We start from the raw sequence: 24,878 nt of genomic DNA on the forward strand, positions 1-24,878 counted from the left end.
ATTGAAAAGGGCTGGCCATTTCCTGCCATCACCGCCTCGTTCTGAACGCCTGCTGCACTCGCGCAGAGCTGTGCAGAATTATTCAGAGGTGCCCTAGTGCCTGTTAACACGATGTCGATCACGCTGTTATGAGCTGAAAACCGCTCAAACAAGGCGAGAAGATGGATGCTTAACGTGTTAAATGAAGGATGAGCCGCACAGATTGAGCGGTTTCAGTCCAATATCCCAACGGCTGAGTCCATGATGTCAGTGGCGGCCAGAAATTCACAGCCCGGGGCTTTTTCCCTTGCTGCGGTTTATCCCTTTGGCGTTGGCCCAGTATACTGCCAGTGCCTTGTCGGAGAATCATGCATGCGCAGGTGGATCTTATTTTTAATGGGGTGGTTGCTGGCGCTATCGGCGCAAGCAGAGACCATTCGAGTTGCCGTCGCCGCCAATTTTAACGCGCCGCTGCAAGCGCTGGTGGCGGAGTTTGAACAGCAACACACCGATGTGGATGTCCGCATCAGCAGTGGCTCATCCGGCAAACTGTTTGCCCAAATCGTCAACGGCGCGCCTTTTGATGTATTTTTATCCGCCGACCGCGATAAACCCGCGCGCTTAGCCGAGCAAGGCTTGGCCGCTGAGGTCAATACCTATGCCATCGGCCAACTGGCGTTGTGGTCAGCGGCGGACAATATCGATGTGCTCGCCCGCCTGAAACAAGGTGATTTTGCTCGCTTGGCCATCGCTAACCCAAAACTCGCGCCTTATGGCTTAGCCGCCCAGCAAACCTTGCTGGCATTGCATCTGCCGGCCGACGTGATGACCGCTGCACGCCAGCGCCAGGTGATGGGCGAAAACGTCAGCCAAGTGTATCAGTTTATTACCACCGGCAATGCCGACCTCGGGTTTGTCGCGCTATCGCACATACAACAACCGAATCTAACCCCAGCTCAATGGCCAGGCAGTGTGTGGCTGGTGCCCGATGTGTTGCATCAGCCGATTCGCCAAGACTTGGCTCTGCTCAAGCGCAGCGGCCAAAGTCAGCAACAGCGTTTGGCCGCGCAACAGTTACGCAACTTCCTGCTGTCGCCACAGGCTCAACCGATACTGCAACGCTTTGGTTACCGCGCACACTATGCTGACTGACTCCGACCTGACCGCCATCTGGCTAACACTGAAACTGGCCGCACTGGTAACCGTGATTTTGCTGCTGCTGAGTTTACCGCTGGCGTGGTGGCTGGCTCGCACACGCTCACGCTGGCAGGCGCCAGTAGCGGCCATTGTTGCTATGCCGTTGGTGCTGCCACCCACCGTGTTGGGGTTTTATTTGCTGGTTGGCCTCAGCCCTAACAGCCCACTTGGACAGGCGTTAGATGCCGTTGGCATTGGCCCATTACCTTTTACTTTCGCCGGCCTGGTATTGGCATCGGTAATCTATTCACTGCCATTTGTAGTCCAACCGTTGCAAGCCGCCATGCAAGTCATTGACGAACGGCCGTTAGAGGTGGCCGCCACCTTAGGAGCAGGCCCACTTGATCGGTTTTTTACCGTGGTGCTGCCGTTATGCTGGCGCGGCATTGTCATCGCCGCCGTATTGGGTTTTGCCCATACCCTGGGCGAGTTTGGCGTGGTGTTGATGATTGGCGGCAACATCGAGGGCGAAACACGCGTCATTGCCGTGCAAATCTATGACCATGTCGAAGCGCTCAACTACGGCCAAGCACACCGGCTATCAGCGTTGATGTTGGTGTTTTCCTTCAGCGTGTTGGTGCTGATGTACAGCCTGGACCGGGGGCGCCAGCGATGAGCAGCGCTCACACAGTGCAGTTTGACCTCGAGCTGCAGCGCGGAAGTTTTCGCCTGCAGGCCAAGGCCGATATTCACGCGTCCGGCATCACCGCCGTGTATGGCCCCTCAGGCTGTGGAAAAACCACCTTGCTGCGTTGCTTAGCGGGATTGGAGCGTGCCCAGGGCACAATAAAGGTAGGCGAGCAATACTGGCAGCAGCATCAACAGTTTACCCCGGTGCATCAGCGTTCCCTTGGTTATGTATTTCAAGAAGCGAGCTTGCTGCCACACCTTTCGGTGGCGGACAACCTGAACTATGCCCGCAAACGAGCGGCAGCGCCGATGCCAGCCACAGAGATTCAACACCTGTTGAGTGAGTTCGGTATCGAGCAACTGATGCACACCAACGCCAGTGCGCTGTCGGGCGGCGAGCGACAGCGAGTAGCGCTGGTGCGGGCGTTGTTAATTCGCCCGCAATTGTTGTTGCTGGACGAACCCTTGGCTGCCCTCGACCATGCGCGGCGCCAACGCATCTTGCCGTATTTGCAGCGTCTGCCCCACTGGTTTAACGGCCCAATTGTGTACGTCAGCCATTCGCTTGATGAAATCAGTCGCCTGGCCGATCAAGTGTTAGTGATGGAGCAAGGTCGAACGCAAGCGCCATGCAGCGTCGCCGACGCTTTGGGGCACCTGCAACAATTGCCGGACACCGGCGAAGCGCTCGGCACGCTGATATCTGGCCACTGCATTGCCCACCAACAGGGGTTAGATTGCATTGATATCGGCCCAACGTCGCTGTGGATTCAAGCCGGTACTAGCCCAGCGGCGATAGGGCAAAAACTACAGCTGCGGCTGCTGGCCAGCGATATCAGCCTCAGTTTGGCGGAAATTCAGCACAGCAGCGCGCTCAATCAGCTGCCGGTGCGTATTGAGCAACTGAGCGAACACAACGCCAGCCAAATGCGCCTCACACTGCGCCTACTGCAGCCAACAGGCAGTGCCAGCGACGTAGCGCTGCTGGCCCTGATTACACAGCGCTCCTGCCAGCAACTGCAGTTAACCAGCGGGCAAACGGTTTGGGCGCAGCTCAAAGCCAGTGCCGTCAATCGTGAGATCTAGGGCACCTCTGAATAATTCCGCACAACTCTGCGCGAGTGCGGCAGGCATTCAGAACGAGGTGGTGAGGGCAGGAGATGGCCAGCCCTTTTCAACATTGCCAACAACGTTATGAAGGTCTGCAGCCCGCGCCCTGCGGGGATCGCCAGAGAACTCCAGCTTTATGTCGCCGTTTTTTGCTGTAGCTGGCTAGAGCGGCAAACCGGCTTCGTGATCTGAAACCCTCTGGCGATCCAGAGCAGGTACCGAATTATTCCGAGGTGCCCTAGGGCCTGTTAACACGATTTAGCGCTTTGCTGCTGGACGTCGGTTTTTCTGAGTAAGGCATAAGGCGTGTGGTCTAGCTGGCTAAAAAGCACCGAGTAGCGCGACTCAGGGAGCAACTGGCTGCAGCCCTTCGCGGTATGGCTGGCCTTCGGGGTATGGCTGGCATTGTCACTGGCGTTAAGAATTGGAGCAGTGGCACCCACTGCGGCGATTTGCCACAGGCGAACATCAACGCCACTGGCACACAGACCTGCCTAGCGTGCCACGCGGCGGGTATACTGCCGCCATGCATCAGAATCTCGATTTTCTTTTACCTCGGCTGGCTGCCTTACGCCTCGCCATCGCCACCATCTGGTTATTGTTTTTGACCTACCTGCAGTGGCAAGGATTTCACAAGCTGGCGCCGGCCTGGGGCTTGCTGGCGCTGTATATGCCGTTGCTGTTGGTGAGTTTATGGCAAGGGCAGCGCAGCGGCTTTCAGGATTGGCACTTGTTATTGCACCTAGCGTTTGAAGTGCAGTTATTAACCGGCTTGTTGTTTTTTACCGGTGGTGCCACCAACCCGTTTATTTCTTATTTTCTGGTGCTGATGGTGGTCGGTGCGTATGCCCTGCCAAAACCATATCTACTGTTGCTCAGCCTATTGTGTGTGGCGGATTACACCCTGTTAAGCCAGTGGTATCAGCCCCTACTAACGCGACAGCTCAGCCCGGAACACGCTATGGCTGAGCATGCATTGTTTGATCTGCACTTGTCGGGCATGTGGCTGACGTTTTTAATCAGTGCCTTTATTGTGGTGGTTTTTATTCCGCAATTGCGCCAGCGCCAGTTTAAGCAGCAGCAAGAAATTGCACGCCTGCGCGAACAACAATTAAAAAACGAGCAGTTGATTGGCATCGCGACGTTGGCCGCAGGCACCGCCCATGAAATGGGCACTCCCCTTATGACCATGCACATGCTGCTGAGCGAAATTGGTGACGACAGCGATGGCAAAGACGTTCGCCTGTACAATGACGATTGGCAACTGCTGAGCGCGCAAGTTGCCAGCTGTCGCGACTCATTGCAGCGATTGGCCAATGCCGGCCGCCAGGCCTACGAAGAAGGCACACACAATGCTCACCACTGGCTGCATACCCTGCTGCAGCGCTGGCGGTTATCGCACCCCAATGCGTTGTGGCACGACCGAGGGATCGGCGCTGAAGCGCTGATTCCGGCCTCGCCACTGCTGGACCAAGCACTGCTGAATTTACTCGATAACGCCGCCGAAGCCGGGCAGCAAGCCGTCACCTTAACGGCCAGCATTGAGGGCGGCTATTGGCAGCTGGACATTACACAGCCAGACCCCAATGCCAGCCGCCATATTCAGCAACAAGGGCTGTTTAGCAGCCAAAAGCAGCAGGGCCTCGGCCTTGGCCTGTATCTGAGCAACGCCAGTGTGGAACAATTTGGCGGCAGCATAGAGCTGTTTGCCAGCGACGATGGCTCTACGACCAGCCGCTTACGACTGCCAGTGCAACAAGGAGCACACTATGCCTGAACGCTTGCTGATCATCGACGACGACCCGCATTTTGTCGAAGTGCTGGCGCGTGGACTGCGTCGCCGCGAATATCCAGTCGAGGTAGCCACCGACGCCGCCACCGCCCTGGCCTGTGCACGCACGTTTAAACCGCAATGGATCGCGCTGGATTTACGCCTCGGTGATGACTCCGGCTTGCAGCTGATTCAGCCGCTGTTAGCGCAAGTGCCCTCTGCGCGCATCGTTATGCTGACGGGCTACGCCAGCATTGCCACCGCGGTGGAGGCAGTAAAACAAGGCGCGCACAATTACCTGCACAAACCCGCCACCATTCACGAACTGTTGCGCGCATTTGGCGACAGCGACCCGCACGATACGATGGAAGATGAACCGGGCGAAGTGATGTCCGTCGATCGCATGGAATGGGAGCATATTCAGCGTGTATTAAATGAACACGAGGGAAATATTTCCGCCACTGCCCGTGCGTTAAATATGCACCGCCGTACTTTACAGCGTAAGCTGCAAAAATATGCCCCACGCTGATGGGTACATGAAGCCGACTTTAAGCGATGATATAGTGCTTTCTGACACGGCAAAAACTGCGACTAGATAGTCGTAAAAATGTCTGCGCTCACATAAAAGTTGCCATTCCACTCGAACGATTCGGAGAGTTTCTCAAATGGATGATCGAGTGAACTGGCTTACTGGCCTTACGGCTATGTTTTTTGATCGAAGTATAATCAGACGCTTCTGGTGTTACCGCCATGCCTGCTCTAACAGGGTTGAAATGATCTTGCCCCGATAAAACGGACACGTTCTTTCCCAGATGTCCTTGTTGTTCCCACCAGGGGTGTTCAGGCGCCAAGGCCATGTTCTGCCTTGGCACCGGGAGAGCGTCTATATATGCCTGTGTAGCTTTCGATAACCACTCTAACCTGAGTCAGATTTTACACAGTCTTGCTTCATTCAGGCCATCCTCAAATGATAGGCTGTCACGGGATAGTAACTGCTTTGCAAGATCGCTGGAAATACTTTCTTGATGAAACCCAACACCACCAACAACATTCCCCCTAGCCCACTGGAACTCTTCATTTGAAAACTCGAACCTGCCAGGCTTATCGGGTTTGTTGCGATAAACCTTACTCCAAGACAGCACACCTTGATCACCACTTTCAGGATCTGCAAAGAAGAACAAACTAAAATAGCGCTTTATCCCCGACCGACTTTTTTCAACCATTGATTCATAACCATCATAATCGACAATATCAAACCGTCCCTCCGCCAACCCCGATACCACGCCTCCCGACACTGAATAATCGATATTTTTCATCCACTGGCGAAAGAGAACTGCTCCACTTCCAGAGGCAAGATAAACCTGACTATGATTAAAATTTGCGAAACGGAAGTCGACACCACTTTCATACCCTTTAACCATAAAAAACTCATCAATAGAATCTCCATTCACATCCATATGAAAGATAAAGTGGTCTTGCAAGCACCCCAGAGCTGAGAAATTCAAGTTCCGATTCTTGTGATCGAAGCCGGCATTCACAGAGTAAATAGCATCAGCAGTAGGATCTATATATATCAAATCATGAAAGCTAGTTTCACGAGTTCTAAGGCCGCGAGATAGCCTTTCCTCCTGCACAGCGACCCACCTAGAAAAGGCATCATCCTTTACTGTCATGTAAGTTTTGACATACAGTCGAGAACCAAACTGATAAGCACCATAGTTCATATATTCAAAAAAACTATCGTGCTCGCTGTCATAGAATTCCTGGATACGCACATCGTATTCTTCTGCCAGCTGTATCTTTCTTGGCACCGAAGATAGCTCAACCCCCACATACTCAAAATTAAAGATGGCGCTCACTTGAGTTTCCTCAGAATTCGAAGTTCCCACTAAAAACCCTAAAAAAACAGACACCAATAGCTTTTTTACACACATCTTAGTCACACCTATTCTGAAAACCATTAGATTTCAGTATAATTTCTCGAGCTCTAGACCTGGATTGCGACCACCCCCCTCCCATTTACTCTCACCAAAAACAAAGCAGTAACTAAAGCTATCAGGTGGCCAGCCCAGCGTAGGATTTCTATTTTCTATCGTCTGCCAGACGTAGTTCTTAAATGAAAGTCCAGCTGTTCTTTTCACGCTAAGCGAGTATGCAACTGCCTTTCTCATAGCGAGAATATCCGCATCACTTCCAGAATATCCACTATATTCTTTTATAACCCTCGGCCATGACAGCACATTACCAAAGACTCCCGCCCCCTGATTAGAAGCTCCAATAGCTTTAGATAACCGATCATAGCCATCATCAATAAGTGCATTCGAATTTACAGCGACATCCCGAGATAAATCACACTCAATACGCACGATTCTCGCTCCATTAACCTGCTGATAGCTAGCAGTATACTGGCCACTCAAGGCAAGTCGAATGACCTACAACAACTCCCATTTCGCCCCATGGAAAACTGTACTATCGACTAAAACGCGATTAAAAGGAAACCCATCATAAAGATCGATATCACGACTGGCCGGGACCGATTAACAACGAGCATGAACAAGCATTATACAACCAATCCAGCACAAACACTGATGTTCGCCAAACGTTACCCCATACGAAAATAACGTCATGTCTCTATCGAAACTATGCTCAATCATCACTGCATGTTCAGCCCTGTGATCTTCGGTTTAATCGAAGACTACAGCAATACAGACCGAATATACTCAACCGCACGTTGAAACACAGGGTGAGAGTCACCAATAATGGCTGTATTCAATGGTTGCCAGAAAAATTCAAAATCATGACCGCCATCGTCCAAACAATGATGAACCCACTGTTGTGGCAGCGATGGGCAGTGGCAGTGTACAAAGTGCCACAGCTGGTCCTGATGACGGCTTTGCCATTGCCCAAGGTATTGCAATTGCTCTACTGCAGTAATGCCCGCTTCTTCAGCCAGCTCTCTCACAGCAGCGGTTAGAATAGAGGCATCATCTGGCTCTAAAGTGCCCTTCACCAGTTGGATACCCGCCAACGGGTGTCGAAACAATAGAATCTGCGTGCCATGTTCAGTCTGCTGAGTCACAACGGGGCAAACTTTGATTTTTCTTGCTGCGATCAGTGCTTTCATTAGGGCCTATCAATACTATTTAGCGCTTTGCTGTTGGAAGCCAGTTTTTCTTGAGCGAGACATTTGGAGTCTCGTTTAACCAGTTAAATAAGCAACGAATAACGCGACTCAAGGAAAAACGTACGCCAGCCTTCGGGATATGGTCACGTTCTAAGAGCGGGTCAATATATCAGACTGGTGGTGCATTTGGGTCTTCAGGTCAACTCAAATTATTCTCAGCACGTTTTAAATTTTCTTCACTACCGGATGGGCGGCAACGTCGTCTGTTATTCAGTGAAAATACGAGTCTTCGTCAAAGGTGCTGAGCCACAGCGGATGAAACGCCACCATACCGGCGATAAACATGCCGTTAATAACGCCTTCGGGAAACATCATCAGTGGTAGGTAACGTAAATAGTTGTGCCAAATATCACCCCAACTGTAGAGGTCACAACTCCAGAGTATCAGGCTGTGCAGAATATCCGCCACGGCGTGGGTAAAGCCAGCATTTAAAAAACCCGCCACCAGCATGTACACAAATGGATTGTGCGCTAAACGCAAATACACCCAGCGATAAAAGCCGTACACAAATAGCATAGGAATCGCCGTTTGCAGCAAATAGCGATAGCCCAATAATTGCCAGACCCATTCGCCCTCAATCCAGGCTTGCATTAGCAAAGAAAAACCCTGCGCCAGCAGGGCCGCCACCAATGCCAAGCGTATGCCCATCATTAACACCACGGCGGTGTACCCCAGCAGGTAAAACTCCAGCCCGGGCAATACCCCAGCGCTGCCTGTCCACATCAGGCTCATCACCAATACGCTGCCAGCAAACAGATGTTGTGCCATCCAGTGTTGTTGCATGGCCTGCCAATTACTACCGCGAAGTGCCCACACCAAAATGGGCACACTCAATACCGCGCACAGTATCAGCAGCCAGCCCGGCAGGGCGTCATACCAGGTCGTCATAACCGCGCAGGTCGAGACAATAAATCAATGCGTCTTCACGCCCATGGGCGCTGGGGTAATAATCTTTGCGCACACCGGCGCAGGCAAAGCCGACACGTTCATACAAGTCGATGGCGGGTGTATTCGAACGGCGCACTTCCAAAAAGCACTGCTCAGCGCCTTGCTGAATAAATTGCTGCAATACAGCACGCAGCAATTGCTGGCCAAAACCTTGGCCATGGTGTTTGGGGTCAACGGCGATGGTCAGCAGCTCACCTTCACCGGCAATCACACGAATCACTGCGTGACCAAGCAACGCGCCGCCTTGCTGCAATACCCACACACTGGCGGGGCGCTGCAGGTACTGCACCATCACCGCCTCGCTCCACGGGTGAGAATGAGCGCGCCGCTCGATGTCCATAATGGCGGCCAATTCGTCCATGTGCGCTAAGCGCATATTCACAGTGCCTGGAGAGTGCGAAGTGCTTGCCATAATGCTCGTTTTTGCGCTGCCGATTGCAGGCAAGAGTGCAGATCATCTATGTGGTGATGCAGCGGCACATTGACGCGCTGCAACCAGTGCTGGCTGTCGGCGCCAACGCTGATCACATAATCAGCGCCCTGCTGCTGAATAAATTGCCACTGCGCCGTTAAAGCTTGCAGCGCCACCGGCAAGCTTTGATCGTGCTGGCGCGACTCGATAAATGGCCAGCGAAAGGCCACCGGTTCGCGACTGAGTTCGGGCTCACCACCCATGGCGGTCATCACTCGGGCGATAAAGCGGCGCATCAGGTTTAAGTCTTGTTGATTGTCCGCCACCCAAATACCGCGTGCACTGCAAGGTGCAAACCAGAGTTCGAACCGTGGCGGGGTTAGATCGACCTCGCCGCTGGTATTGGCGGCCTGCGCATCAGAGTCTGCCTCCGTTGCGGGAGCTGACGAAGGGGCTGCTTGGGTTGCAGCGGCAGCATTGTTGCTACGCTGCTCCAGCTCCAACAACTCGCTGGCCACCACCGGCGGGATGTGATGCTGCTCGGCGACGGCCTCCACGTCGGCATGACTTGGCGCCAGCGATGCCTCCGGCAGCCAGTGCGAGGGCGCAGCGTTGGCCAGCGGCTCTCTGGGCATCCATTGTGTGATGCCCATGGCGGCCAGGTAGTCGAGACGACGTTGCTCCAGCATCGAACTTACACGCCCTCTGTTTGCGGATGCTGACGATCGGCGCCGTTATCGAGCAAGTTCAGCGCATGGATATACGCCTTGGCCGATGCGGTGATGATGTCTGTATCAGCGCCCTGGCCATTAACAATGCGACCGCCTTTTTCCAATCGCACGGTCACTTCCCCTTGCGAATCGGTGCCTTGGGTTATGGCATTCACCGAGTACAACAGCTGATTGGCACCTGACTGAGCCACCATTTCGATGGCTTTTAGCGCCGCATCCACCGGGCCACTGCCTTGCGATTTGCAGCGATGCTCGGTGCCGTTAAAGCTCACCACCACCTCGGTGACAGGCTTCTCGCCAGTAGCGCAATGGCTTTCCAACGAGATGAGACGGTAGGTATCGGCCACCGCGGCTTGCTTGGTTTCCGACACCAGCGCTTGCAAATCTTCGTCGAAGATTTCGTGCTTTTTATCGGCCAAGTCTTTAAAGCGGGCAAAGGCTTTATTGAGCAGCTCATCGGTTTCAAAGGTGACACCCAGCTCTTCTAAGCGACTGCGAAACGCCGCCCGGCCAGAGTGTTTGCCCATCACCATTTTGTTGGCGCCCCAGCCGACGTCTTCGGCTTTCATGATCTCGTAGGTTTCACGATGCTTAAGCACGCCATCCTGGTGAATGCCAGATTCGTGAGCAAAGGCATTGGCGCCAACAATGGCCTTATTAGGCTGCACCGGGAAGCCGGTAATCGATGACACCAAACGCGACGTTGGCACAATTTGCGTGGTGTCGATGGCGGTGCTCAAGTCGAGCAAATCAGCGCGTGTGCGCGTGGCCATGACGATTTCTTCCAGCGCGGCGTTACCGGCACGCTCGCCCAGGCCATTGATGGTGCATTCCACCTGACGCGCGCCATTGGCCACCGCCGCCAGCGAGTTGGCCACCGCCAGACCTAAGTCGTTGTGGCAATGCACCGAGAAAATGGCCTTATCGGCGTTTGGAATACGCTCCAATAGCGTGCGAATTTTGTCGCCAAATTCGGCCGGGATGGCGTAGCCCACAGTGTCTGGAATATTGATGGTGCGTGCACCGGCGTCGATCGCCGCTTCAATAATGCGACACAAAAAGTCGATTTCGCTGCGCCCAGCGTCTTCGCAGGAGAACTCGACATCCTCAACAAACCCACGCGCTTTTTTTACCGCATACACGGCTTGCTCGACCACTTGGTCGGGCGTCATGCGCAACTTGTGCTGCATGTGGATGGGCGAGGTGGCAATAAAGGTGTGAATGCGCGCCCGTTCGGCGTTCTTCAGCGCCTCGGCGGCGTGTTCCAAATCACGGTCCACCGCACGTGCCAGCGAGCAAATGGTGCTGTCGCGGACGTTGTCGGCCACCGCCTGAATGGCCTCGAAGTCGCCTGGGCTGGCAGCGGCAAAGCCGGCCTCAATCACGTCAACGCGCATCTTCTCCAGGGCTTTACCGATTCGTATTTTTTCTTGTTTTGTCATCGAAGCGCCAGGGCTTTGCTCGCCATCGCGCATGGTGGTATCGAAGATGACCAGACGGTCTTTCATGGGCTTCTCCACTGCCGTGAAATTCGAGCGCCTAGTATACGCCCGAAGGGGAATTCACGGCCAGTGATGGCCTTGGCTTCTGATGCTGGCAAACAGCCAGGGCGGAAGGCGAGTTGGTGCAGGTTCCACCAAAGTCTATACAGCGTTAGACGGCGAGCTGCGCCGGCCGCTAACGTATAGGAGTGGCGGTTAGGTTGGTGGTGACGTCCATATTTTGCAGCACGATGCCTGAGAAAACCGTTTCCACTCCGCCTGTCGGATGTCCCAAGCGCACCTGGTCGATTTGGAAATCCTTAAACGACACATTGCCCTGCACGGCAAAGCCCAACGGACGCAGTTGCTTTTCCAGATCCGACGGGTTGGCGACGTAGTTGTAGTCGGTGCGCGTGCTGTCGGTGTAGATGAGCTCATCACCCTTGCTGCCGGGTTTGCCCTCGCTGTCTAGGCCATCGCTCTTTTTCACCACTTTGGTTTCGTACACATCAATGTTCAAGTCCGCGCGAAAGCCGTAGTTGTTGCTGTCGCTGTTGCCCAAACCGTCGTTGGTGCTGATGCCGTCAAACTCAATGCGGGTGCCGGTGCCATTCACATAGCCGCCATTACCATCGGAGGTGCGGTTGTTTTCCCAGGTCAGGCGGTTGCGGGCAATACTGCCATCACTGGCCGGGCCTTCAGGTTCAAAAGCAGCTTTTAGCGCCACGGTCAGGCCCTCTTCACCGCGATCCTCCCAGCGCCCACCAGCAGCATCACACGCCGATTGGCTGCCTGCACTGGCCCCGACACACACAGCGCCAGCGCCGCCTGGCAACACTTCCAGAGAAGAGCCTTTTTCAAAGCGCTCTAGCGTGACGCGCCCCAAACTGCGGCCGTTGACTTTATCGCCCCAGCGCAAGTCGTCGATGTTCATGGTGCTCCACTGCTCACCGCGATTCACACTGATGCCACGGTTGCTGACATCAAACTGGAACTGGCGCATGTGTATTTCGTAGGTCACACCGGTGGCCCAAATTCCCTGACCATTTTCGTCCACCGATAGGCCGATGTTGGTATCGCTAAACAGGTAATCACCGTCCATTTGAATACCACCGCCACTGACGCCGCCAGCGGTAATATAGGTGTAAGCATCGAGGTTAAAATCCATTGCCTGAAACACTTCCAGCGACAGCAATAATTCAGCGCCGCCTTGCAATGGTGCAGTTTTATTGCCGACGCGCAAACCGTCGATACCGTAGCTACCCTGGAAGCGGTTAAGACCAATGGCGACGACGGTTTTATCGGCCGTGGCGCTGTTATTGTCGTGATCAAAGCCGCGCACATCGAAAGTCACATCACCGGAGCCGTGACTCTTAATACCGCTGACGACCACCAAACGATTGTCGTCAATGTAGCTGGCGTTGGCGTTGCTCAAATTCCAATCGACGCCAGCCGACAACCCATCACTGCTGTTATTGAGCGGCTGATAAAACTGGCTGGCGTAGGGGCGAATATCGGCAGGTAGCGCAGCGAAGACTGGCTGGCGAACGCCGGGATACAAACGCAAACGGTTAAAGCGGTTATTGGCACTGTCATCGGCCATCAGGAACTCAAACTGCACAGCACCCAGCGGTCGAGTGCTATCGCCAATTAAAATCCGATTGGCGTTAAAGGCGCCGTCGAGTTGATCCACACCAATGGCCAAATGATCATTGGCGACATCAAGGGTCAGGCCGCTGATGTTAAGGGAGCCATTAAAATCACCCATTAAAAGCGCATTGCCATCGTCGACAAACTGCACATAGTTGCTGGTGTCGTTAATAATGCTAATGGCAGCATCTAACTCTATGCCCTGGCTGCCCAAGCGGCCGCCCGCGTACAATTGTGCACCACCGGATAATGCTAATTCACCCGACAGGGTTCCAAGCGATACACCGCCCAGTTTTAAACCACCGGTGGAAAAGTCATAAGCAAACTGGTTCAGTTCGAAATCCAGCCCCTGCTTTGCGCCTTTATAGGCATCACCAATACTGAACTGGTCAATGTCAGCGCGAAATAAAATGTCGTCAAAGCTGATCGAGTGACCGTTGGTGGTCCAGATGAGTTCTGCGTCCGAGATCGAGGTATCCACCTGGCCTTCAATATAGCGACTGCTGCTGGGGCGCAGCTGTAAATGGGTATTGCCGCTGTAATTGAGACGCATCGCCCCGCTGCTGGCTAACGAGTCATTAATGCGAATACCGCCAATCGCCAGTGCCGTTGGCGAGATGGTGGTACTGATCGACAAGGTGCCATCGGCGGCCACATCCGTAACGTGGGTCACTTGAGCTGGCAAAGCAATATTGTTTTGGTCGCCGCGCTCTAGATTCTGAATTTGCAGCTGATTGCCGTCGTCGATGTAAGTGATTTCACCAATGGTGGCGTGACCACTTTGCTCCAGCGTAATGCCGGACTGCCCGGTGACCGTGCTGAGCGAATGATCTGACAGCGGCTGCAGTGCCAACGCTGGAAGCGGCAATAACCACAGAGCAGCAATGCGATTCATTAGGGCGCTCCTGTCGGGAACAGCAGTACGTTGCCCTGCTGCTTGGCAACGCCATTAATGTTCAGCGTCATAATATCCGTTTGCTGAAAACCAGCGTCCGTTGGCCGCGGCGCATTGCTGTTGGCAATGGTGAACGAAACGTTTTCATAATCGAGTTGATCAGGCAGGCCGATTTCCATCACATCGCGATCAAAGCTGGCACCATCACCGCCAAAGCCAGAGTCGATGCGACGGGTTTTTAACGTTAAACCTTCAAAAGCAAAACGACCACGAATATTATCCAACACCAACCAACCACCACTTTGACCTGTGTTGACGGCAATACGCCCGCCGCAACGTTTGTCCGGCGCATTGGCTGCACAGTTCGTTTGCCAGTTATAGCCATTGGCCGACGGCCCATCCTGATTCAGCGGGCCACCGTTTTCGTTAATGGTTAAATCGCCCGACAAATACACGCCACCTTGGCCAGTTACTTCGGACAAGGCATTGCTGTCTAGTGGCTCAAGTGCTGACAGCGATACGGGTAACAGTGCGAGGACAAGCAAAAACCCTTTCATCACAAATCCCTGCTGGTGGCTTTGAGGTACTGAATTTGCAAATTGGAAATGGTGGTACTGCCAAAGCTTTGCCCGGCGACGGACACATCTCGGATATATACGTCGGTACGCGGGCCATTGTTGTAATAATTTTGATAAAAGTTAGTGCTTTTGCCGGCAATGCTGCCCACCTCAATGGTGAAGTTGCCACTGGAATCAACTTCAAAAGTAACGGGCTGATCCTCGCCATAACCCAGTTCACTTTCAATCACGATGTCAGAAAATACCACGCTGTCGCCGCAGTTATTTCCGCCAGCATCGCATGCAAAAAACGTCAGATCATCCGCCACCGCTTTTACACCCAGGTTGCCGATCATCTCGTTATTGTCGCCCCACAAGCGTACATAACTGCCGTCCACTGCCAACCCTGTGGCATGGCTTTGCAACGACTGCGCACGGCTGCCATTTACATTCAAATCAAAGCGCACCCCCATATCTGGGCGCTCACCGTTGCGGCTGGTTAACACACTGCTATCGATGGCAGCGACACGATCAACGCGGGTCCCGGTGGCGACCTGTGCTCCCGGAAAACGGCGCTCTGTGCGGTTTTCACTTTGCAGCACCAACATGCTATCCGAGCCAGAGCTTTGACCCGTCACACGGCTAGGCGCGGTAAACTCAAAGATGGCTTTATCGCTAATGCCTAAAACATCGCCATTCACCAACTCCAGATTAAATGGGTAGGCCAAGCGCCCTAAATTGACTGGGTTGCCGATGACATTTGCGCCGCGATTACTGCCACTGCCAGCGATGTAAAACTGACTGACACTCAATACCACAGGTTGGCCACTGCTGTTGGTGATACCGCTAATGTCCAACCGGTTACCGGCAGAGACTGACTCTCCGGCTTCAAATGCAAAGTTTTCAAATACCACACCCAACCCTGCGCCCTGTACTTCTCCAAGCGCCGCATCATCCACCGGTACCAGTTCAGCCAGTACAGAAGCGGTACTACAGAGCATCAGCAATCCGGCTAATTTAGTCATAATAAGGGTCCAGGAATTTAGTACGTACACGTTCAGTGCCATCGAACGCTTCCTGGAAGCTGGTGCGTATGCCTCCGTTAGGAATGTTCATAAAGGCGCCTTGAGTTGCGCTGGTACCGTTACCGCTGTCGTACCAAGTAACGGTTTTCGTTTGAAATGACATAAACATGCCTTGCGCCGAAGCACCGGTATCACGGTTGCCGATATCCAACGTGCGATAAATACTCAAAGGAAAACAGGTTTGGACGTTTAACAGCTCACAATTGCTTGAGCTAAAAATGCCCAGCAAAAAGTTTGTGAAGCCACTGCCATTGGGGATTGATAAGGTCTGTCCGTCGCGCATACCTACGTGTGTTGCACGTATACCATCAGGCTCACCATTGCTGGGGTTAATCAACACAGCTTGAGCAGCGAAGTCGTCATCTGCCCACGCTCCTCCCACCAACCCCTTGGCACCTGCGCATACCAAATCCCACCAACTACAGCTCATCTGACTAGCGAGGTAGCTACCTTTGCCATAGATTTCTACCTCAATGTTACCGGTCAAGTACTCGATGTTGCCGCTTAACTTACCAAACGCCTCACCAAACCCAAGTCGAATACCAACCAGTTCTTCCTGGCCTGCATTGTCTTCAAACGCTAACTCCAAAAAAGGATCGCGAATTTTAAAAGGATTCACACTGCCATCGGAGTTAATGGAGCCCAAGGCAAAGTCATTGATACGAATATCACTGGATCCTGCTGCCTCACCGCTACGCTCATAACGGCCCAACTCGACCAGATCACTGGTGATCAGAGTCTCAACATCCATACCAAAGGTAAAACGAGTAAAATCGTTGGCGCCAGAGGCCGTGCGATCAATCTGTAAAAACGCTTGGCCGGTGTACTCACCCAGCTCTTCGTCTGAAACAGGTTGTAGGGCGGCCATCGACACCGATGTCGCCAGTAGTCCGGTGAGCGCCAGAAGTACTGCTTTCATAGAGCGTTCCATACCCGATCAGCACCGTCAGTCCAACATGCAACAAGGCGTCGGCTGGGGTGGTCGTGGTGAGTTTGTTGTTATTCTGTAAATCGTCTCAATCAGAGAGTAAGGATTTTCATTCCCTCAGCAAGAATTATTAGTTGTACCATGGTACAAATTGAGCCACAACTCTGAGCTCTAGGACCCATGGTTGCTGCGCCTTAGAGCAGCAGGACAAATTACGCCAAACCTGTATGTAGTGCTGGTACATAGCCACATTACCTGCCACACCTGCGCAATTGCCGTCATCCGGCGAGATTAGAGCTAAGGTTTTAGACATAGATCCACGTCTTCGAGGCCTACTATGTCAATCCGCTCCCGCCTACTTCTGGCCCTGCTGTCCGCCGTTATTTTGCCACTGTTGATTATTGCCATATTGGTGACGATGAAGTTGCAGGATCAGGCCGTCTCCGATTTTGAGCAGCGCGCGCAGGCGGAAATCAGCCATATTGATACCGCGTTTACTCTGTACCTGACGGGGTTGGCTGAAGACGCGACCTTTCTGGCCCAGACCGACGCCCTGCGCCGCTTGACCGCCGACACCACCACCTACATGGGACCAGAGCGGCAAACGCGATCTGAGCGCCAAGGTGATGCCGAAGCAGAAGCCTTCGCGTTATTGGATGACTTTGGTAAAGCGCGTCCGGACTTGGCTTATGTATTTTTGGGATTAGAAACCGGCGGCTACATTCAATGGCCGTCCAGTAGCATCAGTGACTACGACCCAAGGCAGCGACCTTGGTACACCGGCCCGATGAACTCCGCCACGCAGCCTGTCCGCCCTCCCGCTTACGCCGATATCAATACCGGTACGCCTTTGATTGATTTCTTGCACACCTTCACCACCGACAGCGGCTTAAAAGGGGTGGTGGGCGTTGACGTAACCTTGGGCAAACTTACCGACATGGTAAAGGCCGTTAAGTTTGGCGAGGAAGGGTATTTGATTCTGATTGAAGAGACCGGTGCGATTTTAGCCGACAGCCGCAATAGCGATAACAACTTCCAAAAGGTGTCGGAGCTGGGTGCCCCATACAACGGCTTTTTTCAGCAAAATGGCTTGGCCAAGGTCGAGCTTGATGGGCGCCAGTGGTTTACCCATGTGATGACCTCGCCCGAGTTAGGGTGGAAATTCGTTGGCCTAATTCCCGAATCCGAAGTCTATGCCACAGCACATACTTTGCGAAACAGCATTGTACTGATCAGCCTCTTGCTAGTGGCCATTTTTGCGGGCATTGGTTATTGGATCAGTACGCTGATCGCCAACCCCATATTGGCGGTCACCCGCGGTCTGGAAGAAGTGGCCAGCGGCGGCGGCGACCTCACCAAACGCTTACAGGTTCGTAGCAGCGACGAGTCCGGCAAAATGGCCAGCGCTTTTAATCGTTTTGTGACCATGATTCATTCCTTGGTCAGCGACATTAACCAAGGCGCTGGCAATGTTAAACAGCAAGCTGAACACACGCTGGAGTTGTCCGAGCAGATCAATCACGGCGCCGATCAGCAACGCAATTCCATCGAGCAAGTGTCTACCGCGTTTAACCAGATGGTCGCCACCGCCAACGAAGTCTCACGCAATTGCAGCGATACCGCCAGCGCCGCCGATGAAAGCCAGCAGCATGTGCAACAGGGCCGGCAATACATTGATCGCACCTCTGCTGCGGTGCAGCAATTAGAAGAGGTCATTCAAGCCTCCAACGACGCAATGAGCGCATTGGCCGACGAGTCAAAAAACATCACCGTCATTCTCGATACGATTCGTGGCATCGCCGAGCAAACCAATTTATTGGCATTAAACGCCGCCATTGAAGCCGCCCGTGCGGGTGAGCAAGGCCGAGGCTTTGCGGTAGTCGCTGACGAGGTCCGTACTCTAGCTGCGCGTACGGCGGAATCCACCGAAGAAATCGATTCACTGATCAGCTCGCTGGTCAATCGCACCGGCGATGTGTCCGGCAAGTTATCCAGCAGCTTGGAGCATGCTCAATCCACCGCTCACGCTACCGAGCAAACGCGCGATGTATTTACCTCAATACAGGACTCCGTCACCGCCATTCGCGATATGGCGACACAAATCGCCGCAGCTGCAGAGCAGCAGCACCAAGTCGCCGAAGAAATTAATCAGAACATTACCCACATTAATTCTGAAGCCAACAACAGCGCCGACAGTGCCAGTCAGCTACAAAGCAATTCATCCTCCATGGGGGACGTAGCTGGCGAGCTAAACAAGCTGGTATCGCGCTTTAAGGTATAAACCATACTCAAGCCTGACTGAATTTGGCCGCTAAACCCTAGCGGAACGTGCGCTTGCCCAGAGGAGCTTGTCTCCAGCAGGTAGTGCACGCTTCGCTGTCGTCCAATTTTAGTGAGGAAGTTGATATGTCCATCCGCACGCGGCTCACCTTAGCCCTGCTGTCTGCCGTGGTTTTGCCGTTGCTGATCATTACCCTGTTGGTCACACAAAAAATCAGCCAACAAGCCATCGATGATTTCCAACAGCGCGCCGAAGCTGAAATACAGCACATCGACACGGCGTTTACGCTGTATCTGAATGGCTTGGCTGAAGACGCCACCTTCTTATCACGCAGCTTTATCCTGAAACGCCTGGACGACAATACCAGCACCTATTTTGGCGCCGAGCGCCCGTCTTTTGCTCAGCGCAGTGGCAGTCCTGAAGCCGAAGCTTACGCGTTACTGGAAGACTTCGGTGAATCACGTCCGGATCTGGCATTTGTTTGGCTCGCTCTGGAAAACGGCGGTTATGTGCAATGGCCCACCAGTAATGTCGGCAACTATGACCCGCGTCAGAGACCTTGGTACACCACCACCATGGCCAACCCTGGGCGCCCGGTGCGGCCCGCTGCCTATGAAGACATCACCACTGGAGTGGCGTTGTTGGATTATCTGCACACCTTTACCACCAACAGCGGCCTGAAAGGTGTCGTCGGCGTTGATGTGACCCTCGGAAAGCTCACCGACATGGTGAAGTCGGTACGCCTTGGTGAAGAAGGCTACTTAATTTTGATCGAAGAGACTGGCACAGTGCTGGCCGATGGCCATGACAGCGACAATAACTTTAAAAGTACCCGTGATTTAGGCCGCGCCTACGATGATCTCTTTCGTAACAACGGCTTTATGCAGGTGGAATTGCATGGACGTCAGTGGTTCGCGCAAGCCATGACCTCACCCGAACTGGGGTGGAAGTTTATTGGCCTGATTCCAGAGGACGAAGTCTACGCCACGGCCAATAGTTTGCGAAATAACATCATCTTAATCAGTCTGGCTTTAATCGCTGCCTTCGCAGCGCTGGGTTATTGGATTAGCACACTGATCGCCAAACCCATCATTGCCGTCACCGATGGCCTGGAAGAAGTGGCCGGCGGCGAAGGTGATTTAACTCGCCGTTTGCAGGTCAACAGCGAAGATGAATCTGGCAAAATGGCCGATGCCTTTAACTGCTTTGTCACCATGATTCATAGCCTGGTGGGCGACATCAAACAGGGCGCCAGCGGTGTGAAAGGTCAGGCCGAAAATACCCTGAATTTTTCCATGCAAATGACCGATGGCGCGGATAAACAGCGCAATGCCATTGAACAGGTATCCACCGCCTTTAATGAAATGGTCGCCACCGCCAATGAGGTGGCGCGCAACTGCAACGATACCGCCGTCGCCGCCGACACCAGTCAGCAGCACGTACAGGAGGGTCGTGACTACATCGACAAAACCTCCTCTGCGGTACAACAGCTTGAAGCCGTTATTCAAGGTTCCAATGATGCCATGGGCGCACTGGCCGATGAGTCAAAAAACATTACCGTTATTCTGGATACCATTCGCGGCATTGCCGAGCAAACCAACTTATTGGCATTAAACGCTGCAATCGAAGCGGCCCGCGCTGGCGAGCAAGGCCGTGGTTTTGCCGTTGTCGCCGACGAGGTGCGGACATTGGCAGCACGCACGGCAGAATCGACCGAAGAGATCGACGGGTTGATCAGCTCGCTGGTCAATCGCACCAGCGATGTCTCCAACAAGCTGTCCAGCAGCTTGGAGCACGCCCATGCCACCACACAAGCCACGGAGCAAACTGGCGAAGTGTTCAGTCGCATTCAGGAATCTGTCACCGCCATTCGCGATATGGCGACACAAATTGCCGCGGCGGCTGAAGAGCAGCATCAGGTGGCAGAGGAAATTAATCAGAATATTATCGACATCAATTCGCAGGCCAATAACAGCGCCGATATTGCGGCACAACTGCAACAAAATTCTGCATCGATGGGAGATGTTGCTGCTGAGCTGAATCAGTTGGTGTCACGTTTCCGGCTGTAGAGCATGAGCCTGCGGTGTCTTTCTGCAGTGCTTAACCGCGCTGCTGGTTAACTCTGCTGTTTCACTCTGTTCGTTCGAATAAGCCAAACCGCATAAAAGAGCAAGGCCCCATCGACACACGATGGGGCCTTGGGGTTTACAAGATGGTGCTGAGAGTCTCTGGGATATGAGTTTGCATTGAGACTTACTGAATCAGAGATGATTCGCTTAGCGTGACTTCAAGCGCCAGGAGCGGAATACGCACCACATTGCACTTGGTACGCCCAAGGAGTGTAGGGGCTAATAAACGATAACGCTGGGACCGCCCAGGTCAACACTGAGTTTCCCGCAAAGGCCACCAAGCCATTGGTAAATGTGTACTCAATTTCAATATTTGCCCAGGGTTTGCCGCGACACTCCTGGTACAAGTTCACCGGCTCACTGATTTCCACCATACCGTCGATGGTGGTGTCGTGCCATTTTTCAGACTCGTAGTTGCCAGGTCGATAGTTGTCGGGCAAGTCTTGATGAAACACCATGGTGCCGCAGCCGGACGTCACCAATAAAATTGACAAAAAACTCAGCTTAAAAAGTTGTTTGATTGTCTGCTGTAACTGCTTAACCACCGTTCACGCCCCCATCATAGGGTTTTTCACACCAGACTTTGGCGGTACGCGGAGTATAAATCAACAACGTAAAAATGCTTTGCACCATATCAGACAAGCTGTACACCGCTTGCATTTGCATCACTCGACGCTGCTGGCAAATTTCCGTCACATTGACATGATGCTCACCAACCAACCAGCCAAGATAATAGCTTTTACTGGCTTTGTAGTCAGGCTCTGTGGTGTCTTTTTCACCACCATAGGGGCGCACTGTTACGCTGGAACAGGCCGTCACGCAGCACAATAAAAGTGCCAGCCAATAATGTCGATAGCGCTTCTGATTAACCACGGCTGTCATGCCGGTCTCCTTCCCATCGCACTTCAAAACACGCACCGCCCAACGGCGAGCGCGAAATGCGCAATTGTGCCTGATAAGCATCGAGAATATCTTTAACCAATGCCAAACCAAAGCCCTGCCCAGGCTGCTGGCTGTCCAAGCGCACACCGCGGCGCAATACTTGTTCGTACTGCGTTACCGGAATGCCTGGGCCATCGTCTTCTACCATAAAACAGCACTGGCTGTTCTCACGCAGCAAGCGCACACGCACCTGTTGCTGGCAGTACTTGCTGGCATTGTCGGTTAGGTTACCAATAATCTCCATTAGATCATTGTCGTCACCGTAAAAATAACAGCTCGACTGGCAATCAATGTGCCAGTCAATGCCCTTGTCAGCATACACTTTTTTTAATGCCGACAGCACCGATTCAACCACCGGCGCTACAGCGATGCGCTGAGCCGCACTGACACGGCTACCCGTCATGGCACGCTGCAATTGGTACTGGACTGTATCAGACATGCGCTCCAACTGTGTGGCTATTTCTTGCTTTTGCTCATTCGGCAACACCACATTGGGTAACATGCCTTTCAACACCGTTAATGGTGTTTTTAAACTGTGTGATACATCAGCAACAGTATTGCGATAACGCTCCCGCTGGGACTGCTCGGCGGTCAGAACACGATTAAAATTGGTAATCAGCGGCTGCAGCTCACGTGGGTAATCATTCTGTAGTTGTGAACTTTGGCCTTGTTGCAGAATTTCCAGCTCGTCACTCATACGCCGCAGTGGCCGCAAGCCAAGCCTTAAAATCAGCGCTTGTAAAACCATCAGCGCGACAACAATTTCAACCAACAGCTGCCACAATTGGCGCTGAAATTCGCGGCTCACGGCATCGAGGCGTTCACTGGTTTCAGCCAGCACCAGGTTATAAATACGTGGTGCGACCGCTGAATTTAGCGGCTGCCATTCAAAACCAAAGCGGGCGATCAACATTTCCTGCTCACCATTGCTGGCGCGACTGAACTGCCATTCACCCACATCGCTCCAGCCGCTACTAAACCGCCCCAGTGTTTGCGCTGACGGCGTGCGCCACACCACTTCACCGGCTTTTTCCACCACCGCAAACAACCCTGAATCGCGGTTATTAAAACGCTGATTTTGCAGCCGCTCGGGCAACACCAACTGTTGATCACGCTCTTCGACCAAGGCCAGTAGATTGTAACTGTGTACCTGGATGCGTTGTTGCCAGTCCTGCAGCTGACCTTGGCGATACACGGCATCCAGCACGTAACCCACCGCCGCCATCAGCAGCAGTAAAAACAGCAAGGTAAACAGCAGCAAGCGGACCAGCAAAGATTGACGCATCAGTCGGCAAACCGATATCCACGGCCACGCAGCGTAGTGATCGGCGCAAAGCCATCCGCCACCGCCAGCTTGCGACGTAAACGCCCCACCAGCACTTCAATCACGTTGCTGTCACGGTCAAAGTCTTGCTCGTACAAATAATCTGTCAGCACCGTTTTCGACACCACTTCATTTCGGTGGCGCATCAAATACTCAAGAATGCGGTGTTCAAAAGCCGTCAGCTCCAACGGCTGCCCCTGCAGCACAAACTGCTGCGAGTTGAGATTTAAACTGAGCGGACCTGCCACCAATTCACTGCTGTACCCGCTGACACGACGAAGCAGCGCGCGCAAGCGCGCCTGCAATTCTTCAATGTGAAACGGTTTTTCCATGTAATCATCACCGCCCGCTTCCAAGCCATCCACTTTCGACTTCCAGCCACCACGGGCGGTAAGAATTAACACCGGCAAACTAGAGCCGCTGGCGCGCAGCTGACGAATCAGCTCAATGCCATCTAGTTGCGGCAAGCCCAAGTCCACCACCGCCACATCATAAGGCAGTTCCGTGGCTTGAAATAAACCATCACGTCCATCGGTGGCCAAGCTGACATCGGCGCCGGTCGCACTCAACCCCTGCTTGAGCTGCTCGCCCAAGGCAAGGTCATCTTCAACGATCAGAACTTTCATCGAACTCTCCTGTCTCGGTGATGGGTTGAGGCGCCTGTTCCAGCAAGGTTCCGTCGCGCGCGTTCATATAGAAGACATCAATGCGGCCCGCTTTGGTCAGCATTCTTAGCAAATAAGCAGGGGGAGTTGCCTCCACCCAGTGCACGCGCAGTACTTTTCCTTTGTGCAGTAGCCCAAGCAGCCGCGCGGCTTCCGTTGGTGGAATGACACCCTGTGGCAAAGGGGATGGCACATCGGTCACAAAACTTTGTTCGGGAAGATCCGGCTGGGGGTCCTGAATGGCTTTTTCCATCCAGCGGGTGAAGGGAATAAAAGCGCGTTCAACCCATTCCGTCGATGGCGAAATACGCTCCTCCACCCAGTTGTCAGAGTCATCATCACTGGCAACGGCCACCACCGGCTGCAAACTCAGCAGCAATAGCCAGCAAGCGGCCGATCGTCGCCAGCAACGAAGTACAGCGTGACGATTGTCATATAGGCGATACAGGGTGGATACAAGCAAAATGAAGGTCCGCTAGAAACTGTCGCCAGCATACCAGTTTGAGCCTGAATCGAAACTGAATCGCGTGATTCAGCTTAGGTTCAGACACGCTCAGTACACTGCTGTGCTATCTGGCCATTCGTGAGTAAGGAGCACTTATGTCATCTGCATACTTAGAACAATTGCAACAGTTGGTACACAGCAACCGCCGGGCCATGCACAAGAACCGCAGCGGTAAACGCCTCAGCAAACGCGGCTCATTGCCTCCTGCGGACATCATTGCCCGCCCAGTGGCGGCCAGCAAAGCCGCATGAGCAACCTGTACCTATTAACCCTGGCGCTGGTGTGCTGTGCCTGCAGTTACAATCAAATGCAGGAAAACCAGCGCGCCCATTGCATGAGTGAATTCCCACCTGAGCAATATGAAGAGTGCATGGGTAGCTATCAGATGTCAGAGCAAGAGTATTTACGCCAGCGACAGAAAGTGCTGGACGCCCAGTAGTCAGCTGTCCCTATACCAACAGCTGCATACCCAGC

The 24,878-nt window shown here is 53.3% G+C and carries 25 protein-coding genes; 9 read left to right on the forward strand and 16 right to left on the reverse strand.

The window, feature by feature from the left end; genetic code table 11:
• Positions 1-351 precede the first annotated feature (351 nt).
• The 5 genes from modA (at position 352) to CHH28_RS00905 (ending at position 5,216) form a co-directional block, all read left to right on the forward strand.
• Positions 352-1,131, forward strand: a complete 780-nt coding sequence (modA, locus tag CHH28_RS00885; protein ID WP_094058542.1) for a molybdate ABC transporter substrate-binding protein — start codon at positions 352-354, stop codon at positions 1,129-1,131.
• Positions 1,121-1,792: a molybdate ABC transporter permease subunit gene (gene modB, locus CHH28_RS00890; RefSeq protein WP_094061930.1), complete on the forward strand. Its 672-nt coding sequence runs from the start codon at positions 1,121-1,123 to the stop codon at positions 1,790-1,792. Before modA ends, modB begins: the two co-directional genes overlap by 11 nt.
• Positions 1,789-2,892: a molybdenum ABC transporter ATP-binding protein gene (gene modC, locus CHH28_RS00895; RefSeq protein WP_094058543.1), complete on the forward strand. Its 1,104-nt coding sequence runs from the start codon at positions 1,789-1,791 to the stop codon at positions 2,890-2,892. Before modB ends, modC begins: the two co-directional genes overlap by 4 nt.
• Before the next feature lie 550 nt (positions 2,893-3,442).
• On the forward strand, positions 3,443-4,693 hold the full coding sequence (locus tag CHH28_RS00900; protein WP_157729702.1) for an ATP-binding protein: 1,251 nt from the start codon (positions 3,443-3,445) through the stop codon (positions 4,691-4,693).
• The gene (locus CHH28_RS00905) at positions 4,686-5,216 is read left to right on the forward strand and encodes a response regulator transcription factor (RefSeq protein ID WP_094058545.1); all 531 of its coding nucleotides are present in this window, start codon (positions 4,686-4,688) and stop codon (positions 5,214-5,216) included. Before CHH28_RS00900 ends, CHH28_RS00905 begins: the two co-directional genes overlap by 8 nt.
• Positions 5,217-5,613: 397 nt before the next feature.
• Here the strand turns inward: CHH28_RS00905 and CHH28_RS00910 are convergent, their stop codons facing one another.
• The 11 genes from CHH28_RS00910 to CHH28_RS00960 form a co-directional block, all read right to left on the reverse strand.
• Positions 5,614-6,546, reverse strand: coding sequence for a hypothetical protein (locus CHH28_RS00910; protein ID WP_157729703.1), 933 nt, complete (start codon positions 6,544-6,546; stop codon positions 5,614-5,616).
• Between the two features lie 108 nt (positions 6,547-6,654).
• Positions 6,655-7,053 (reverse strand): hypothetical protein, encoded by a 399-nt coding sequence (locus tag CHH28_RS00915; RefSeq protein WP_094058547.1) that lies wholly within the window; start codon positions 7,051-7,053, stop codon positions 6,655-6,657.
• Positions 7,054-7,382: 329 nt separating this feature from the next.
• Positions 7,383-7,766: an NUDIX hydrolase gene (locus CHH28_RS00920; RefSeq protein ID WP_199243960.1), complete on the reverse strand. Its 384-nt coding sequence runs from the start codon at positions 7,764-7,766 to the stop codon at positions 7,383-7,385.
• A 315-nt stretch (positions 7,767-8,081) separates the two neighbouring features.
• Positions 8,082-8,759 (reverse strand): energy-coupling factor ABC transporter permease, encoded by a 678-nt coding sequence (locus CHH28_RS00925; protein WP_094058549.1) that lies wholly within the window; start codon positions 8,757-8,759, stop codon positions 8,082-8,084.
• Positions 8,743-9,195, reverse strand: coding sequence for a ribosomal protein S18-alanine N-acetyltransferase (gene rimI / locus CHH28_RS00930; protein ID WP_157729704.1), 453 nt, complete (start codon positions 9,193-9,195; stop codon positions 8,743-8,745). Before rimI ends, CHH28_RS00925 begins: the two co-directional genes overlap by 17 nt.
• Before the next feature lie 2 nt (positions 9,196-9,197).
• Positions 9,198-9,920 carry a hypothetical protein gene (locus CHH28_RS00935; RefSeq protein WP_094058551.1) on the reverse strand — a complete coding sequence of 241 codons (723 nt, stop codon included), beginning with the start codon at positions 9,918-9,920 and terminating at the stop codon, positions 9,198-9,200.
• Positions 9,921-9,925: 5 nt separating this feature from the next.
• A complete protein-coding gene (locus tag CHH28_RS00940) occupies positions 9,926-11,470 on the reverse strand; it encodes a 2-isopropylmalate synthase (RefSeq protein WP_094058552.1) in 1,545 nt (514 codons plus the stop codon).
• 169 nt (positions 11,471-11,639) lie between these two features.
• Complete coding sequence (locus CHH28_RS00945; protein ID WP_094058553.1) at positions 11,640-13,988, reverse strand: DUF6160 family protein; 2,349 nt, start codon at positions 13,986-13,988, stop codon at positions 11,640-11,642.
• A complete protein-coding gene (locus CHH28_RS00950; protein WP_199243961.1) occupies positions 13,988-14,548 on the reverse strand; it encodes a hypothetical protein in 561 nt (186 codons plus the stop codon). The genes CHH28_RS00945 and CHH28_RS00950 overlap by 1 nt, the downstream gene beginning before the upstream one ends.
• Entirely contained in the window at positions 14,545-15,570 is a 1,026-nt protein-coding gene (locus CHH28_RS00955) for a hypothetical protein (protein WP_094058555.1), read from the reverse strand. Before CHH28_RS00955 ends, CHH28_RS00950 begins: the two co-directional genes overlap by 4 nt.
• A complete protein-coding gene (locus tag CHH28_RS00960; RefSeq protein ID WP_094058556.1) occupies positions 15,563-16,549 on the reverse strand; it encodes a hypothetical protein in 987 nt (328 codons plus the stop codon). Before CHH28_RS00960 ends, CHH28_RS00955 begins: the two co-directional genes overlap by 8 nt.
• Before the next feature lie 346 nt (positions 16,550-16,895).
• Here CHH28_RS00960 and CHH28_RS00965 point away from each other — a divergent pair, with 346 nt between their 5' ends.
• Both CHH28_RS00965 and CHH28_RS00970 read left to right on the forward strand, forming a co-directional pair.
• Positions 16,896-18,839: a methyl-accepting chemotaxis protein gene (locus CHH28_RS00965; protein WP_094058557.1), complete on the forward strand. Its 1,944-nt coding sequence runs from the start codon at positions 16,896-16,898 to the stop codon at positions 18,837-18,839.
• 125 nt (positions 18,840-18,964) lie between these two features.
• Positions 18,965-20,908 carry a methyl-accepting chemotaxis protein gene (locus tag CHH28_RS00970; protein WP_094058558.1) on the forward strand — a complete coding sequence of 648 codons (1,944 nt, stop codon included), beginning with the start codon at positions 18,965-18,967 and terminating at the stop codon, positions 20,906-20,908.
• Positions 20,909-21,126: 218 nt separating this feature from the next.
• On the opposite strand, the gene CHH28_RS00975 is transcribed toward CHH28_RS00970, so the two are convergent.
• The 5 genes from CHH28_RS00975 to CHH28_RS00995 are packed head-to-tail and all read right to left on the reverse strand — an operon-like array spanning position 21,127 to position 24,362.
• Positions 21,127-21,462 (reverse strand): hypothetical protein, encoded by a 336-nt coding sequence (locus CHH28_RS00975; protein WP_157729705.1) that lies wholly within the window; start codon positions 21,460-21,462, stop codon positions 21,127-21,129.
• A gap of 43 nt (positions 21,463-21,505) precedes the next feature.
• A complete protein-coding gene (locus CHH28_RS00980; RefSeq protein ID WP_094058560.1) occupies positions 21,506-21,850 on the reverse strand; it encodes a Bor/Iss family lipoprotein in 345 nt (114 codons plus the stop codon).
• Positions 21,834-23,195 carry an ATP-binding protein gene (locus CHH28_RS00985; protein WP_094058561.1) on the reverse strand — a complete coding sequence of 454 codons (1,362 nt, stop codon included), beginning with the start codon at positions 23,193-23,195 and terminating at the stop codon, positions 21,834-21,836. Before CHH28_RS00985 ends, CHH28_RS00980 begins: the two co-directional genes overlap by 17 nt.
• A complete protein-coding gene (locus CHH28_RS00990; protein WP_094058562.1) occupies positions 23,195-23,860 on the reverse strand; it encodes a response regulator transcription factor in 666 nt (221 codons plus the stop codon). Before CHH28_RS00990 ends, CHH28_RS00985 begins: the two co-directional genes overlap by 1 nt.
• Entirely contained in the window at positions 23,841-24,362 is a 522-nt protein-coding gene (locus CHH28_RS00995; protein WP_157729706.1) for a hypothetical protein, read from the reverse strand. The genes CHH28_RS00990 and CHH28_RS00995 overlap by 20 nt, the downstream gene beginning before the upstream one ends.
• A 137-nt stretch (positions 24,363-24,499) precedes the next feature.
• On the opposite strand from CHH28_RS00995, the gene CHH28_RS19795 reads away from it, so the two are divergent.
• Entirely contained in the window at positions 24,500-24,655 is a 156-nt protein-coding gene (locus CHH28_RS19795; RefSeq protein WP_157729707.1) for a hypothetical protein, read from the forward strand.
• Entirely contained in the window at positions 24,652-24,843 is a 192-nt protein-coding gene (locus tag CHH28_RS01000) for a hypothetical protein (RefSeq protein WP_094058564.1), read from the forward strand. The genes CHH28_RS19795 and CHH28_RS01000 overlap by 4 nt, the downstream gene beginning before the upstream one ends.
• Positions 24,844-24,878: the final 35 nt, after the last annotated feature.

It is taken from the genome of Bacterioplanes sanyensis (assembly GCF_002237535.1).
Taxonomy (GTDB): Bacteria; Pseudomonadota; Gammaproteobacteria; order Pseudomonadales; family Oceanobacteraceae; genus Bacterioplanes; species Bacterioplanes sanyensis_A.